The 15,410-nt window shown below is 69.7% G+C and carries 14 protein-coding genes and 1 pseudogene; 12 read left to right on the top strand and 3 right to left on the bottom strand.

Translation table 11 applies throughout. The features are described from left to right. Positions 1-37: 37 nt before the first annotated feature. The 3 genes from QQX02_RS07470 to QQX02_RS07480 form a co-directional block, all read right to left on the bottom strand. On the bottom strand, positions 38-694 hold the full coding sequence (locus QQX02_RS07470; protein ID WP_301142219.1) for a class I SAM-dependent methyltransferase: 657 nt from the start codon (positions 692-694) through the stop codon (positions 38-40). A 97-nt stretch (positions 695-791) separates the two neighbouring features. Further along, the gene (locus QQX02_RS07475; protein ID WP_301142220.1) at positions 792-2,063 is read right to left on the bottom strand and encodes an isochorismate synthase; all 1,272 of its coding nucleotides are present in this window, start codon (positions 2,061-2,063) and stop codon (positions 792-794) included. A 49-nt stretch (positions 2,064-2,112) separates the two neighbouring features. After that, complete coding sequence (locus tag QQX02_RS07480) at positions 2,113-3,369, bottom strand: FAD-binding protein (RefSeq protein WP_301142221.1); 1,257 nt, start codon at positions 3,367-3,369, stop codon at positions 2,113-2,115. A 123-nt stretch (positions 3,370-3,492) separates the two neighbouring features. On the opposite strand from QQX02_RS07480, the gene QQX02_RS07485 reads away from it, so the two are divergent. The 12 genes and pseudogenes from QQX02_RS07485 (at position 3,493) to nuoK (ending at position 15,410) form a co-directional block, all read left to right on the top strand. Next, positions 3,493-4,776: a geranylgeranyl reductase family protein gene (locus QQX02_RS07485; protein ID WP_367304232.1), complete on the top strand. Its 1,284-nt coding sequence runs from the start codon at positions 3,493-3,495 to the stop codon at positions 4,774-4,776. A 45-nt stretch (positions 4,777-4,821) separates the two neighbouring features. Then, positions 4,822-5,184 (top strand): NADH-quinone oxidoreductase subunit A, encoded by a 363-nt coding sequence (locus tag QQX02_RS07490; RefSeq protein ID WP_084631089.1) that lies wholly within the window; start codon positions 4,822-4,824, stop codon positions 5,182-5,184. 6 nt (positions 5,185-5,190) lie between these two features. Continuing rightward, positions 5,191-5,742 (top strand): NADH-quinone oxidoreductase subunit B, encoded by a 552-nt coding sequence (locus tag QQX02_RS07495; RefSeq protein ID WP_301142222.1) that lies wholly within the window; start codon positions 5,191-5,193, stop codon positions 5,740-5,742. Then, a complete protein-coding gene (locus tag QQX02_RS07500) occupies positions 5,739-6,434 on the top strand; it encodes an NADH-quinone oxidoreductase subunit C (RefSeq protein WP_084631091.1) in 696 nt (231 codons plus the stop codon). The genes QQX02_RS07495 and QQX02_RS07500 overlap by 4 nt, the downstream gene beginning before the upstream one ends. Beyond that, positions 6,431-7,774: an NADH-quinone oxidoreductase subunit D gene (locus QQX02_RS07505; protein WP_301142223.1), complete on the top strand. Its 1,344-nt coding sequence runs from the start codon at positions 6,431-6,433 to the stop codon at positions 7,772-7,774. Before QQX02_RS07500 ends, QQX02_RS07505 begins: the two co-directional genes overlap by 4 nt. Then, positions 7,771-8,409 (top strand): annotated as a pseudogene (gene nuoE, locus QQX02_RS07510) (NADH-quinone oxidoreductase subunit NuoE); the annotation flags it as partial. The gene QQX02_RS07505 and the pseudogene nuoE, both read left to right, overlap by 4 nt. 11 nt (positions 8,410-8,420) lie before the next feature. Further along, complete coding sequence (gene nuoF, locus QQX02_RS07515) at positions 8,421-9,746, top strand: NADH-quinone oxidoreductase subunit NuoF (RefSeq protein ID WP_301142224.1); 1,326 nt, start codon at positions 8,421-8,423, stop codon at positions 9,744-9,746. Next, on the top strand, positions 9,743-12,253 hold the full coding sequence (locus tag QQX02_RS07520; RefSeq protein WP_301142225.1) for an NADH-quinone oxidoreductase subunit G: 2,511 nt from the start codon (positions 9,743-9,745) through the stop codon (positions 12,251-12,253). Before nuoF ends, QQX02_RS07520 begins: the two co-directional genes overlap by 4 nt. Then, positions 12,253-13,599, top strand: a complete 1,347-nt coding sequence (gene nuoH, locus QQX02_RS07525; RefSeq protein ID WP_301142226.1) for an NADH-quinone oxidoreductase subunit NuoH — start codon at positions 12,253-12,255, stop codon at positions 13,597-13,599. Before QQX02_RS07520 ends, nuoH begins: the two co-directional genes overlap by 1 nt. After that, positions 13,596-14,306, top strand: coding sequence for an NADH-quinone oxidoreductase subunit NuoI (gene nuoI, locus QQX02_RS07530; RefSeq protein ID WP_301142228.1), 711 nt, complete (start codon positions 13,596-13,598; stop codon positions 14,304-14,306). The genes nuoH and nuoI overlap by 4 nt, the downstream gene beginning before the upstream one ends. Then, positions 14,299-15,114, top strand: a complete 816-nt coding sequence (locus QQX02_RS07535) for an NADH-quinone oxidoreductase subunit J (RefSeq protein WP_301142229.1) — start codon at positions 14,299-14,301, stop codon at positions 15,112-15,114. The genes nuoI and QQX02_RS07535 overlap by 8 nt, the downstream gene beginning before the upstream one ends. Beyond that, a complete protein-coding gene (gene nuoK / locus QQX02_RS07540) occupies positions 15,111-15,410 on the top strand; it encodes an NADH-quinone oxidoreductase subunit NuoK (RefSeq protein ID WP_062131310.1) in 300 nt (99 codons plus the stop codon). The genes QQX02_RS07535 and nuoK overlap by 4 nt, the downstream gene beginning before the upstream one ends.

A 15,410-nucleotide genomic window follows, 5' to 3' on the forward strand; every position in this document is an offset into this window, starting at 1 on the left:
CACCCGGGACCTCGGGCCGGGGGTGCGACGCTGGAGGTCAGTCGTGTCGCCGTGCGACCAGGACGGCGTCCCGCCACAGCCTCTCGCGGCCGTCCGGCTCCCGGGTGGTGCGCTCGCGAAGGGTGGCCGACACCTCCCACAGCGATCGGTCGAGCACCGCGGCGACGTCCTCGGCGGCGAACGTCTTGTCTCGCAGGTCGGGGTGCTCGGACGCGTGCGGGTCGGTGGGGTGGTGCCCGATGACCAGGAGCATCCCGCCGGGCGCCACCGCTCCTGCGAGCGTCTCCACGAGCCACCGGCCCCCGTGCATCGAGTGGGTGTAGAGCGACGTCACCAGGTTCCATGGCCCGCGGGTGTCGACCAGCGTCTCGAGGTCCTCGTCGGTGAACGTCACGTGGTGGCCGACCCCGGCCGTCTCGGCGTGCTCGCGCGCCCGGCCGATCGCGGTCAGAGACAGGTCGACCGCCGTCACGAGCCAGCCCTGCCGCGCCAGCCACACCGCGTCGGCGCCCTCCCCGCAGCCCACGTCGAGAGCGGTGCCCGGCGTCACGATGTGCTCGACCTCGTCGATCAGCGGAGCGTTGGGATGTCCGGTCCACACGCGCTCACGCGAGCGGTAGCGCGCGTCCCACGCGTCACGTTCGACGTCACGCGTGGACTCGCCGGAGGAGTGGTTCTCGGTTTGCGTGCTCATGGCGCCTCCCGGGGTCCGGCCGCGATCGGGGCGACGTCAGCGAGGCGCGTCCCGAGCGCGACGCATCGGCTCGAGCTTCCCTTCCGATTGTGCCTGCTCAGGCGTCGATGTGCGCGCCCAACGCCCGGCGCATCGGCTCGAGCTTGGCTTCGGACTCCGCCCACTCCGCCTCCGGCTCGCTCGCGGCGACGATGCCGCACCCGGCGAACAGCCGCATGCGGCTCGGGTCAGTGGCATCGATCTCCGCCGACCGCAGGCCGATGCACCACTCGCCGTCACCGGCCGCGTCGATCCAGCCCACCGGCCCGGCGTAGCGGCCGCGATCGATCCCCTCGAGTTCGTCGATCACGTGGGCGGCCGCCAGCGTGGGCGTGCCGCACACCGCAGCGCTCGGGTGCAGCTCGCGGATCAGCTCGAGCGCGCTCGCGTTGTGGCTGAGGACTCCCGTGACGTCCGTCGCGAGGTGCATCACGTTGGGGAGGTGCAGCACGCTCGGCTCGTCGGGAACGTTGACCGAGGCGCAGTGGGCGGCGAGCACGTTCGTCACCGACGTCACCGCGTACTCGTGCTCCTCGCGATCCTTCGACGAGCGCGCGAGGGCGGCGGCGTGTGCGAGGTCGGCGGTCTCGTCACCCGTGGGGCGGATCGTGCCCGCCAGCACACGAGACGTGACGAGGCCGTGGTCCACCCTCGCCAGCAGCTCGGGGGTCGCCCCCACCAGCCCGTCCACGTGGAAGGCCCAGCAGCTCGGGTAGTCGGCCGCGAGCGCCGTGAGCACGGTGCGGACGTCAACGGGTCCGTCGCCCGTGGCCTGGACCGCGCGAGCCAGCACCACCTTGTCGAGCTCCCCGGCGCCGATGCGCTCGATCGCCGAGGCGACGGCCGTCGCCCACGCGTCGCGGTCGCCCTCGTCGATGGCGATCGGGGGCAGGGGTGCCGGAGGGGAGGCGTCTCCGAGGGCGTCCTCCAGGCTCGGCAGGTCCGTGAGTCCGTCACCGTCGATCACGGTGAACCAGGCGCGGCCGTCCCGCAGGCCCACCACAAAGCGCGGCACCACGAGGCTGCCGCCCGCCGCTGACGCATCGGCGAACGAGAACGAGCCGAAGGCGACGAGTCCGGTGCCGGCCTGGCGCACGTCGTCGCGGACGAGGGCGTGGCGCGTGACGCGCCGCCACCAGGCGTCGGCCTCGTCGATGCGCTGGGCGCCGGCCGTCTCCAGCCTGGCGGACTCGCCCCACGCGATGAGCCCTTGGCCTCGCCTGACCCACGAGATCCCGTGCGGAGGAAGCAGCGCGAGGAGATCGTCGGGCGCCGGAATCTCGACGGTCCGGACGACCAGGGGCACGGGGCTGGCGGCAAGCACGCTCACCTGGCAAGCCTACGTCCGGCGTCCGGGCGGACGTGCCGCACCCCCAGCGCTAGAGACGCACGCCCAGGCGCCGCAGGTGCGCGTTCGCGAACCTGCCGGCGGGGTCGAGAGTCTCGAACTGCGCGCGCGCATCGGCGAGGCGAGGCGTGACGGCGGCGACCGCATCGGCCGTCATGGTGTGCACCTTGCCCCAGTGCGGGCGGGCGCCGAAGGGCGCGAGCGCCGCTTCGATGCGAGGGGTGAGCGCGGCGACGGCCTCGGGGGCGTTGCGCCAGGTGAAGTGGATCGCGAGGGTGTCACGTCCGTAGGCGCCCGAGAGCCACAGACCGTCTGCGGCGACGGTCCGCAGCTCCGAGACGAGCAGGTGCGGGGCGATCTCGTGGCCGAGCGCCTTGACCGCCGCCAGCGCCTCGGCTCCGTCGGCCAGCGCGACGAAGTACTCGGTCTGGATCTCGTCGCCGTTCGACGGCGTGGAGTCGAGCCGGAAGTGCGGCAGGCGCTCGAGCCACGGGCCTGGCACGCCGCCCTTGACGGTGAGGTTGGCGGGCGGCACGTCGACCAGGCCGGCCTCGGCGGCGGTCTCGAACCTCGCCCCCTGCCACCCGTCCTGAGGGTCCTCGCCCAGGCCGATGCGGGTCTTGCGCCACGCCTGCTGGATCGTAGGCTCGTCCCACAACGTGAACAGGCTGACGGAGTAGCCCGCGCCCATGATCGCGGACAGGTCCCCGAGCGCCGCCTCCCAGGACAGGCCCCGGTAGACGTCCTGGCGCACCAGGTAGGTGGGCTGGATGTCGAGCGTCACGCGCACGACGATGCCGTAGGCGCCCAGGCCCACCACGAGTCCCTCGAAGCCCTCGTCGCCGCGCCGCGCCTCGACGAGCTCGCCGGCCGCATTCACGTAGGTCAGCGCGGCGACTGCATCGGACAGGCAGCCGTTGGTGAGCCCCGATCCGTGGGTGCCCGTCGCGACGGCCCCACCCACGGAGATGTGGGGGAGCGAGCCCATGTTGTGAAGCGCCCAGCCGTGGGACTCGAGCCACACGGCGAGCTCTCCGTACCTGGTGCCCGCGCCCACGGTGACGGTGCGCGCCTCCTCGTCCACGGTCGCATCGGCCGGAATGCCGGTGACCGTGACGAGCCTGCCGGTGCTGTCGGCGAGGTCGTTGAAGCTGTGGCGCGTGCCGAGCGCGCGGACCGGGCCGTCGGCGCCGACGACGGCCTCTTGCACCTCCGGGATCGACCGTGCCTCGACCAGCTCAGGTGCCGTGAAGGTGTGGGTGCCGGCCCAGGTCGCTCCGATGCTCATGCGGCCAGCCTAGGCCGAGCACCCCACGCCGCATTTTCGCAACGCCGAGGTTGGCATTTCCGTGCGGGAGACGACCCTTTTCGTGTACCTCTGCACCCTCCCGCGACGCGTACCCTGGTGGGCGTGCGAACCGAAGCAGATGTGATCGTCGTGGGCGCCGGGCCTGGCGGCTCCGCAGCGGCGCATTACTTGGCCCGCGAGGGCTTCGACGTCATCGCTCTCGAGAAGTCGCACTTCCCTCGCGAGAAGGTGTGCGGCGACGGCCTCACGCCGCGCGCCGTGCGCGAACTCGAGCTCATCGGGCTGCCCACTCCCCGCGACGAGGGCTGGATCCCCAACTGGGGGCTGCGCATGGTCGGCGGCGGGCACCGTCTCGAGTTCCCCTGGCACGAGCAGGACTCGTTCCCCGACTACGGGCTGTCGCTCCCCCGCGCGAGCTTCGACCACAAGCTGGCCGAGCACGCTCGCTCCGCAGGGGCCGACGTCCGCGAGGGCTGGTTCGTCACTGGTGCCACCCGTGACGAGCGCACCGGCCGGGTGACGGGCGTCACCGCCAGGCAGACGGATGCGAACGGCCGCAAGACGGGCGACGAGGTCACGTACACGGCGCCCGTGGTGATTGCGGCCGACGGCGTGAGCGCCCGCATCGCGCTGGGCCTCGGCATCGAGCGCATGAACAATCGGCCCATCGGGGTCGCGGTCCGCACCTATTTCGAGACCCCCCGCCACGACGAGGAGTGGATGGAGGGCCACCTCGAGATCTGGGACGGCAAGCCCGGTCACAGCAACCTGCTTCCCGGCTACGGGTGGATCTTCCCGCTCGGCGACGGCACCGCGAACGTCGGCCTCGGCACCCTCAGCCCGAACGGCAGCCCCTCCAAGCTCGACCACCGCGCGCTCATGGACGGCTGGCTGCGCCACAACACCGACGGCTGGGGATTCGACCCTGACGCCCCCGTCTCCAAGGTGCAGGGAGCGGCGATCCCCATGGCCTTCAACCGTCAGCCGCACTACGTGCCGGGCATGATGCTCATCGGCGACGCGGGCGGCATGGTCAACCCGTTCAACGGCGAGGGCATCGCCTACGCGATGCAGGCGGCCAGGACCGCGACCGATGCGCTCGTCGAGTGGCGCGCCGCGTCCGGGGACGCGGCCAAGGAGGCCGCGCTCGTCGGCTACGCGCGGAAGATGAAGGAACAGCTCGGTGGGTACTACTCTCTAGGGCGTGTGTTCGCGCACCTGATCGCCCACCCCCAGGTGATGAAGGCGTGCACCCGCTACGGACTGCCCCAACCGACGGTCATGAGGTTTACGCATAAACTGCTGGCAGATGTCTATGAGCCGCGTGGCGGTGACTGGGCGGACAAGTTGATGACCGCACTGACCAGGATCGCCCCCGCGGCCTAGGGCACGGCGGGATGCTGATCAGCTGACAATGAAGGGAATCGACGAGTGAATCCGTACGTGCCGATCGTGGTGATGATCGTCGTCGCCGCAGCGTTGGCGGTGGCAGGCCTCGTGGTCAGCTCTCTCGTGGGCGGTCCTCAGCGGTACAACTCCGCCAAGGTGGACAAGTACGAGTCGGGCCTGCAGCCCACCCCGGGTGCCATCGGCGGCGGTCGCATCCCCATCAAGTACTACCTCGTCGCGATGACCTTCATCATTTTTGACATCGAGGTCGTGTTTTTGTACCCCTGGGCAGTGGCGCACGATGCGCTCGGCTGGTTCGGGCTCATCGCGACCATGACATTCCTCGCCCTCATCACGATCCCCTTCGTGTACGAGTGGCGCCGCGGCGGATTCGAGTGGGACTGATCTGACATGGGTATCGAAGAGAGCGCACCTCCGTTCATGCTCGGCACGGTCGAGAAGTTCGTGGGCTACATGCGGGCAGGCTCGCTGTGGCCGGCCACGTTCGGTCTCGCGTGCTGCGCGATCGAGATGATGGCGACGGGCACGCCCCGGTTCGACATCTCGCGCCTGGGCTCCGAGGTCTTCCGCGGCTCGCCGCGCCAGGCCGACATGATGATCGTCGCCGGCCGCGTGTCGAACAAGATGGCGCCGATCGTGCGCCAGGTGTACGACCAGATGGCGGAGCCCAAGTGGGTCATCGCCATGGGTGTCTGCGCCTCCTCGGGCGGCATGTTCAACAACTACGCGATCGTGCAGGGAGTGGACCACGTGGTCCCGGTCGACATCTACCTGCCCGGCTGTCCGCCGCGGCCCGAGATGCTGCTGTACGCACTGCTCGAGCTCCAGGAGCAGGTCCGCAACACGCCCATGGGCGCGAACCGCCGCGAGATCGCCGCTGCCGCCGAGGCCGCCGCGCTTCAGGCGACGCCCACCTCCGACCAGAAGGGCCTGCTGCGGTGAGCGACGACAAGCAGCTCGATGCGCTCGCCCCGCAGGGCCGTGAGCCCCTGACGCTGATCAACGTCCGCGAAGGGATGTTCGGCGCGCGCGGCGACACGTCCGGCTACGACGGACTGGTGCAGCGCGTGCAGATGCCAGGCGCCACGGAGCGCCCGTACGGCGAGTGGTTCGACGGCGCCGTCGACATCCTCACCGAGCTGCTCGGCGACGCCGCCGACGAGGCGATCGAGTACGTCGTGGTCGACCGCGGCGAGCTCACGCTCTACATCCAGCGCGACCACCTGGTCGACGTCTGCCGTCACCTGCGCGACGACCAGGACCTGCGGTTCGAGATGTGCCTGGGCGTCTCCGGCGTGCACTACCCGGCGGACAAGGGGCGCGAGCTCCACGCCGTGTACCCGCTGCAGTCCATCACCCACAACAGGCGTCTGCGCCTCGAGGTGGCCGTGGGAGACGACGACGCCCGCATCCCGTCCGTGGTGTCGCTGTACCCGATGAACAACTGGCACGAGCGCGAGACGTGGGACTTCTTCGGCATCGTGTTCGAAGGCCACCCATCGCTCGCCCGCATCGAGATGCCGGACGACTGGGTGGGCCACCCGCAGCGCAAGGACTACCCGCTCGGCGGCATCCCCGTCGAGTACAAGGGCGCCGAGATTCCGTCGCCGGACGAGCGGAGGCAGTACCGATGAGCACGCAGGCCCCGCACGCGCCCCACGCATTCGTCGAGGACCCCGACGCACCCGAGTACACGGTCTATGGATCCGACTGGTCGGACGTGGTCGACGAGGCCAAGCGCCTCGGCCAGCAGCGCATCGTCGTCAACATGGGCCCGCAGCACCCGTCGACCCACGGAGTGCTGCGCGTCATGCTCGAGATCGAGGGCGAGACGGTCACGGAGACTCGCGCGGGCATCGGCTACCTGCACACCGGCATCGAGAAGAACATGGAGTACCGGACGTGGACGCAGGGCGTCACGTTCTGCACTCGCATGGACTACGTCGCCTCGATGAGCCAGGAGCTGGTGTACTGCCTGGGCATCGAGAAGCTGCTCGGCATCACCGACGACATCCCCGAGCGCGCCTCGGTGCTGCGCGTGCTGATGATGGAGCTCACCCGCATCGGCAGCCACCTCGTCGCGATCGGCACGGGCGGCAACGAGCTGGGCGCCACCACCATCATGACCACCTCGTTCGTGGGCCGTGAGGAGACGTTCCGCGTGATCGAGGCGATCACCGGGCTGCGCACCAACAACAACTACATCCGCCCCGGGGGCGTCTCGCAGGGACTACCGGAGGACGGCGTCGAGCAGATCCGCGCGATGATCCCCAAGGTCCGCGCCAAGCTCGACGAGCTCGTCGCGCTGCAGGCGAAGAACCCGATCCTGCAGGGGCGCCTCAAGGGCGTCGCCGAGCTGAACCTGTCCGCATGCATGGCCCTCGGGATCACCGGGCCCATCCTGCGCTCGACCGGGCTGCCGTACGACCTGCGCAAGGCCGAGCCGTACTGCGGCTACGAGACCTACGACTTCCAGGTCCCCACGTCGACGGATCAGGACGCCTGGTCGCGCCTGATCCTGCGCATGGAGGAGTGCTACGAGTCGCTCAAGATCGTCGAGCAGTGCGCCGACCGTCTCGAGCAGCTGGGCGCGGGTCCCGTGATGGTGGCGGACAAGAAGATCGCATGGCCGTCGCAACTGTCGCTCGGCACGGATGGTCAGGGCAACTCGCCGGACCACATCCGCCACATCATGGGCGAGTCGATGGAGGCGCTGATCCACCACTTCAAGCTGGTGACCGAGGGCTTCGACGTGCCGGCCGGGCAGGTCTATCAGGCCATCGAGGGCCCCAAGGGACTGCTGGGGGTCCACCTGGTGTCCGACGGCGGCACCAAGCCGTGGCGCGCGCACTTCCGCGACCCCGGCTTCAACAACCTGCAGGCGCTGGGAATCATGTGCGAAGGCGGCCAGGTGGCCGACGTCGTGGTGGCCATCGCCTCGATCGACATGGTGCTGGGAGGCGTCGACCGATGACCTACGACGGCGAGACGCTCGCGCAGCTCGAGAAGGACGCAGCCTCGATCCTGGGCCGCTACCCGGTGACCCGCTCCGCGCTGCTGCCGCTGCTGCACCTCGTGCAGTCGGTGGACGGATACGTGAGCCCCGACGGCATCGCCTTCTGCGCGCGCCAGGTGGACCTCACCAGCGCAGAGGTGAGCGCGGTCGCGACCTTCTACACCCAGTACAAGCGCCGTCCCAACGGTGAGTACCAGGTGGGCGTGTGCACCAACACCCTGTGCGCCGTCATGGGCGGCGATGAGATCTGGCGCCAGCTCTCGGAGCACTGCGGCGTGGGCCACGACGAGACGACGGCCGACGGTCGCGTCACGCTCGAGCGCATCGAGTGCAATGCCGCGTGCGATTACGCGCCGGTGATGATGGTCAACTGGGAGTTCTTCGACAACATGACGCCTGAGCGCGCGCTGCGCGTCGTCGACGACATCCTCGAGGGCCGCGATGTGAAGCCCACCCGCGGTTCTGCCAAGGTCGCTCCGTTCAAGGAGATGTCGCGCGTGCTGGCCGGCTTCGAGGACGGTCGCGCGGACGAGGACCAGGGCATCGGTGAGCCCACCGTGGTGGGACTCAAGGCCGCGCGCGAGCAGGGCTGGGAGGAGTCGAAGTGACGAACCTGACCCCCGTGCTGAGCGCGACCTGGGACGCCGAGCAGTCCTGGAAGCTCTCCACGTACACGGACCACGGCGGCTACGGCGCGCTGACGAAGGCGCTGGGCATGGAGCCCGCCGACCTCATCGCGGCCGTCAAGGACTCCGGCCTGCGCGGACGCGGCGGCGCCGGGTTCCCCACCGGCATGAAGTGGGGCTTCCTGCCCCCCGACGACGGCAAGCCGCGCTACCTCGTGGTGAACGCGGACGAGTCCGAGCCAGGCACCTGCAAGGACATCCCGACCATGCTCTCGGCGCCCCACCTCCTGGTCGAGGGCGTCGCGATCACGTCGTTCGCGATCGGCAGCAACCACGCCTTCATCTACCTGCGCGGCGAGGTGGTGCACGTGTACCGCCGGCTGATGCAGGCCGTGCGCGAGGCCTACGAGGCCGGGCACCTCGGCAAGGACATCCACGGCAGCGGATTCGACCTCGACGTCACCGTGCACGCCGGCGCTGGCGCGTACATCTGCGGCGAGGAGACGGCGCTGCTCGATTCCCTCGAGGGACGTCGCGGCCAGCCTCGGCTGAAGCCGCCCTTCCCCGCGGTCGAGGGCCTGTACGCACGCCCCACCGTGGTCAACAACGTGGAGTCCATCGCCTCCGTCCCGTCGATCGTGGACAAGGGCGTGGAGTGGTTCACCGCCATGGGCACCGAGCGTTCCAAGGGCATGGGGCTGTTCTCGCTGTCCGGCCACGTCACCAAGCCTGGGCAGTACGAGGCGCCGCTGGGGATCACCCTGCGCGAGCTGCTCGAGATGGCGGGCGGCATGCGGAACGGCAGGCCGCTCAAGTTCTGGACTCCCGGAGGGTCCTCGACGCCGCTGTTCACGGACGAGCACCTCGACACGCCTCTCGACTACGAGTCGGTGGGCGCGGCGGGCTCCATGCTCGGCACGCGTGCGCTGCAGCTGTTCGACGACACGACCTGTGTGGTGCGCGCCGTCACGCGGTGGACCGAGTTCTACAAGCACGAGTCGTGCGGCAAGTGCACGCCGTGCCGCGAGGGCACGTTCTGGCTCGCACAGATCCTCGAGCGCATCGAGGACGGCCACGGCACCGATGCCGACATCCAGCAGCTGCTCGACACCTGCGAGTCGATCCTGGGCCGCGCGTTCTGCGCGCTCGGCGACGGCGCCACCAGCTGCATCACGAGCTCGGTGAAGCTGTTCCGCGACGAGTACGAGCAGCACATCCAGCAGGGCGCATGCCCGTTCGACCACTCCGCGTCGGCTCTGTTCGACTACGACTCCGCACCGGCTCCCGAGGAGGCGCACGCATGACCTCGACCGCGGACAAGGCCACGGCCGAGACCGTCGACACCGTCACCCTCACGATCGATGGCAAGGAGACGACGGTGCCCAAGGGCACCCTGATCATCCGCGCCGCCGAGCAGGTCGGCATCGACATCCCGAGGTTCTGCGACCACCCGCTGCTGGCCCCGGCCGGCGCGTGCCGTCAGTGCCTCGTCGACGTGGCGGCGCCGGATCGCGAGGGCAACGTTCGCGCGTTCCCCAAGCCGCAGGCCTCCTGCACCATGCAGGCGATGGACGGGATGATCGTCAACACCCAGCACACCTCGGACGAGGCCAAGAACGCCCAGGAGGGCGTCATGGAGCTGCTGCTGATCAACCACCCGCTCGACTGCCCCGTGTGCGACAAGGGTGGCGAATGCCCGCTGCAGAACCAGGCGCTCAGCCACGGCCGCTCCGAGTCACGCTTCATCGACGTCAAGCGCGTCTTCGAGAAGCCGCTGCCGCTGAGCTCCGAGATCCTGCTCGACCGTGAGCGCTGCGTGCTCTGCCAGCGCTGCACCCGGTTCTCGAAGGAGATCGCGGGAGACGCGTTCATCGACCTGCAGAACCGCGGTGCGATGCAGCAGATCGGCACCTTCGACGAGGACGTGCTGGGCTTCGACGGCTACGAGCCCATCGGAGTCGCCGCCGAGGACGAGTCCGGGCGCGCGTTCTCCTCGTACTACTCGGGCAACACCGTGCAGATCTGCCCCGTGGGCGCGCTCACCTCCGCCGCGTACCGGTTCCGCTCGCGCCCGTTCGATCTGGTGAGCTCTCCGGGAATCTCGGAGCACGACTCCTCCGGAGCGGCCATCCGCACGGACCACCGTCGCGGCACGATCCTGCGCCGCCTGTCGGATAACGACCCCGTCGTCAACGAGGAGTGGATCACCGACAAGGACCGGTTCGCCTTCTCGTGGCAGAACCTCTCCGACCGTCTTGAGCGCCCCCTGGTGCGGGGCGAGGACGGCGAGCTCCACGAGGCCTCCTGGCCCGACGCGATCGCGCGAGCGGCGGAGGGCCTGAAGGCCGCCGCCGGCCTGACCGGCACGCCCGCCGACAAGAAGGCCAAGGGAGTCGGCGTGCTCCCCGGCGGACGCATCACGATGGAGGATGCGTACGCGTATCAGAAGTTCGCTCGGGTGGCCCTGGGCACCAACGACGTCGACGTGCGCACGCGCATCGCGTCCGACGAGGAGCAGGCGTTCCTGGGTGCGGCAGTCGCGGCTTCCGGCATGGGCGTGACGTTCGCCGATCTGGAGAAGGCCCCCACCGTCCTGCTCGCCGGCTTCGAGCCTGAGGACGAGGGCGGCGTCGTGTTCCTGCGCCTGCGCAAGGCCTACGGCTCTCAGCGCGTCCTCACGGTCGCGCCGTTCCTGTCCCGCGGTGCGGAGAAGCTCGACGCGACGCTGATCCAGGCGCTCCCCGGTGGCGAAGGCGCTGCCCTTGCCGCCATCAAGGGCGCGGCCGATGCGGCCGAGTCCCTCAAGGCCGAAGGCTCGGTCATCATCGTGGGCGAGCGCCTCGCTGGTGCTCCCGGCGCGTTGTCCGAGGCGCTCCGCCTCGCCAAGCGCACGGGGGCACGCCTCGCGTGGATCCCCCGCCGCGCGGGAGAGCGCGGTGCCGTCGAGGCAGGCGCACTCCCCGGCCTCCTGCCGGGCGGCCGCGACGCGACTGCCGCATCGGCCCGCGACGCGATCGCTCAGGGCTGGGGCGTGGAGACCCTTCCCGATGCCCCCGGGCGCAGCGCTTCCGAGATCATCGCCGCCGCCGCGGCGGGCCAGCTGTCCGGTCTCGTGGTGGGCGGCGTGACGCCGTCCGACCTCACCGACGACCTGGCGGCCGCGCTTGCGAAGGTCGACTTCGTGGTCTCTCTCGAGGTGCGCCGCACCGACGTCACGCGCCACGCGGACGTGGTGCTGCCCGTCGCACCGCCGTCGGAGAAGCCCGGCACCTTCGTGAACTGGGAGGGCCGCCTGCGCGGATTCGCCACCGCGATCCGCACCGACGCCATCTCCGACCACCGCGCCCTGGACTTCCTTGGGCGCGAGCTCGGAGCCGACCTCAAGGTGGGCACCGTCGCCGATGTCAACGAGCAGCTCGCGCAGCTGGGCGCCGCGCCCAAGGCTGAGCGCGTGAGCGCCCCCTCGGTCAAGGTGGAGAAGGCGACGAAGCCGGCGGGTGACGAGCTCGTGCTCGCGTCGTGGCACCTGCTGGTCGACGAGGGCGCTCTTCAGGACGGCGAGCCGTACCTGGCGGGCACGGGACGCACCGCGGTGGCGAGGCTGTCTCCTGCCACCGCCGAGCGCATCGGCGTCAAGGACGGCGTCGTCACGCTCACGGCCGGCGGCCGTGGCACCATCGAGCTGCCGGTGGCTCTCACCGACATGGCCGATGGCGTCGTGTGGGTTCCTGCCAAGTCGCCCGGCTCCTGGGTCGCCCAGGAACTCGGCGTCGAGCCCGGCGCACTCGTGCGCGTGAAGGGGGGCATCTGATGCTGTCGCTCGCACGCGTGAGTGCTGAGGTCGATCCCGCGTCTCTCACGGTGACCGAGGCGCTCGCGAACGACCCGCTGTGGCTGTCGATCGTCAAGGCCGTCATCATCCTGGTGTTCCTGCTCACGTCCGTGCTGTTCGCGGTGTGGTTCGAGCGCCGCGTCATCGGCCGCCTGCAGGAGCGTCCCGGCCCCAATCGCCACGGTCCGTTCGGTCTGCTGCAGTCCGTCATGGACGCCATGAAGCTCCTGTTCAAGGAGGACATCACCGTCCGCGCCGCGGACAAGGTGCTGTACATCGTGGCGCCCATGATCTCCGTGTTCTGCGCGCTGCTGATCTTCGCCGTGATCCCGTTCGGGCCTGTGACGAGCATCCCCGGCACCGACATCGTCACCCCGCTTCAGCTCACCGACTTCCCGGTGGCCGTGCTGTTCATCCTCGCGTGCGCCGCTCTGGGCGTGTACGGCATCGTGCTCGGTGGATGGGCCTCCGGGTCCACGTACCCGCTCATGGGCTCGATCCGCTCGACCGCCCAGGTGATCTCCTACGAGCTCGCGATGGGCCTGTCGCTCGTCACTGTGTTCCTGCTCTCCGGCACCATGTCGACGAGCGGCATCGTCGAGGCGCAGGCCGACCGATGGTGGATCTGGCCGCTGTTCCCCGCGTTCATCCTGTACGTGATCTCGATGGTGGGCGAGACCAACCGTCTGCCGTTCGACCTTCCCGAGGCGGAGGGCGAACTGGTCGCCGGCTTCATGACGGAGTACTCGTCGATGAAGTTCGCGTGGTTCTTCCTCGCCGAGTACATGAACATGATCAACGTCTCCGCCGTGGCGGCCACGCTGTTCATGGGCGGCTGGCAGGCACCCTGGCCGCAGTCGTGGCCGGGCGCCGAGTTCCTGAACTCCGGCATCATGCCGCCGCTGTGGCTGATCCTCAAGATCTGGCTGCTCATGTTCGTGTTCGTGTGGATCCGCGGCTCGCTGCTGCGATTCCGCTACGACCAGTTCATGAAGCTGGGCTGGAAGATCCTCATCCCCGTCGGCCTCGGCTGGCTCGTGTTCTTCTCCGTGGGCCGCGCGGCCTTCGACGCATGGGACCGCGACCTCAATGTGTACGACGCGGTCGCCGGCCTCATTGCGATCCTGCTGACGATCGCCGTGATCAGCTTCATCAAGGGCGAGCCGGTCGAGAAGCCAGAGCCCGAACGCGAAGAGCTCGACGCCTTCGCGGGGGGCTTCCCCGTGCCGCCGCTGCCGCATCAGACCCTGCCCCCGTCGCCCCGTTCCGGCCGCACCGTTGAGGCGCGCGCCGGTGGCGACGACCCCGAAGGAGGCGCCGCATGAGTGAGCCCGACGACGTCTGGAAGGTCAATCGAGAGCGGGACGGCGAGGCCCAGCGCTTCGAGTCCAACTTCCCCGAGTACGGCGCAGTGGGCCGTGCGTTCGCGCCGGTCGCCGGGTTCGGCGTCACGCTGCGGAACTTCTTCCGGCCCACGGTGACCGAGCAGTACCCCGACAAGAAGACGCCGGCGATGCCGCGCTACCACGGCCGTCACCAGCTCAACCGCTACGCGGACGGGCTCGAGAAGTGCATCGGCTGCGAGCTGTGCGCCTGGGCATGCCCGGCCGATGCGATCTACGTCGAGGGCGATTCGAACACCGAGGACGCCCAGTACTCGCCTGGCGAGCGCTATGGCCGCGTCTACCAGATCAACTATCTGCGGTGCATCTTCTGCGGGCTGTGCATCGAGGCGTGCCCCACGCGCGCCCTCACGATGACCAACGAGTACGAACTCGCTGGACCCACCCGCGAGGGCCTCATCTACGAGAAGCAGGACCTGCTCGCGCCGATGCAGGACGCCATGCTCGCCGCCCCGCACCCGATGGTGCCCGACACGGTCGACGACGACTACTACCGCGGCGACGTGACCGCGGTGGTGGACTCGCAGATCGAGTGGGTGCGCGAGCGACGCCCGGACGACCCGACGCTTCCCGAGAACCGTGACTCCGACGACCGCGACGCCGACCGTGCGGAGGCCCGTCGTGGTTAACGAGGTCCTGTTCTGGGTGGTGGCCGCCCTGACCGTGCCGCCCGCGCTGTCGCTGCTGTTCGCGCGCAAGGCCGCGCACATCGCGATGTCGATCGTGCTCGTGATGGTGGGCCTCGCCGCTGCCTACGTCGGCCTCGACGCACCGTTCCTCGGCGTCGTGCAGATCGTGGTCTACACCGGCGCGGTGATGATGATGTTCCTGTTCGTGCTCATGCTGGTCGGCGTCGACCGGCGCGAGGACCTCCGGGAGACCATCACCGGACAGCGCTGGATCGCACTGTTCGCTGCGGGAGGTCTCGCCCTGCTGCTGATCTCCGTCGTGGGACGCGTGACCATCGAGCCCGCGCCGCGCGGAGTCGTCGGCAACCCCGAGGAGATCGCGATGGTGCTCTTCGGCGAGTACGTGCTGGTGATGGAGGTGCTCGGCGCGCTGCTGATCACGGCTGCCGTGGGCGCGCTCGTGATGACCCACACGCCGAGGCTCACGCCGCGCCGCACGCAGTCGGAGCTCCAGGCCGCCCGCGTGCTCGCCGGGGCGGACCCCGTCAACAAGCCCATGCCCGGCGTCTTCGCGCGTCACAACGCGCTCGATGCTCCGGCGCTCGACCCCGAGGGCCGTCCCATCGAGCACTCGGTGTCCCGCGTGCTCGAGGCCCGCGATCAGATGAGCGAAGGCACCGACTTCCGCGCACGGCTCGAGAACACGCGCAACCCCGAGGACTATCAGCGGCCGTCCGGCGCACCGTCGCACGACGCCGATGACCGCAAGGGCCGCCGTGAGGGCCGGGACGAGGAGGGCGCCCAGTGAACCCCATGAACTATGTGATCCTCGCGTCCATCCTGTTCGCGATAGGCTCCGCGGCGGTGCTGCTGCGCCGCAACGCGATCGTGGCGTTCATGGGCGTCGAGCTCATGCTCAACGCGGCCAACCTGAGTCTGGTGGCGTTCGCTCGCATCCATGACCAGCTCGACGGGCAGGTCATGGCGTTCTTCGTCATGGTCGTCGCCGCAGCCGAGGTGGTGGTGGGCCTCGCGATCATCATCGCGGTGTTCCGTGCACGCCAGTCCATCTCGCTCGACGAACCCGCAGAGCTGAAGGGGTAG

This window comes from Demequina muriae (assembly GCF_030418295.1).
In the GTDB taxonomy this organism is placed as follows: Bacteria; Actinomycetota; Actinomycetes; order Actinomycetales; family Demequinaceae; genus Demequina; species Demequina muriae.

What these genes read in the sequence shown, in the direction of transcription:
- nuoI (WP_301142228.1), top strand. Translation starts at nt 13,596, where the DNA reads ATGAGTGAGCCCGACGACGTCTGGAAGGTCAATCGAGAGCGGGACGGC.
- QQX02_RS07470 (WP_301142219.1), bottom strand. Translation starts at nt 694, where the DNA reads ATGAGCACGCAAACCGAGAACCACTCCTCCGGCGAGTCCACGCGTGAC.
- QQX02_RS07480 (WP_301142221.1), bottom strand. Translation starts at nt 3,369, where the DNA reads ATGAGCATCGGAGCGACCTGGGCCGGCACCCACACCTTCACGGCACCT.
- QQX02_RS07505 (WP_301142223.1), top strand. Translation starts at nt 6,431, where the DNA reads ATGAGCACGCAGGCCCCGCACGCGCCCCACGCATTCGTCGAGGACCCC.
- QQX02_RS07495 (WP_301142222.1), top strand. Translation starts at nt 5,191, where the DNA reads ATGGGTATCGAAGAGAGCGCACCTCCGTTCATGCTCGGCACGGTCGAG.
- QQX02_RS07520 (WP_301142225.1), top strand. Translation starts at nt 9,743, where the DNA reads ATGACCTCGACCGCGGACAAGGCCACGGCCGAGACCGTCGACACCGTC.
- nuoH (WP_301142226.1), top strand. Translation starts at nt 12,253, where the DNA reads ATGCTGTCGCTCGCACGCGTGAGTGCTGAGGTCGATCCCGCGTCTCTC.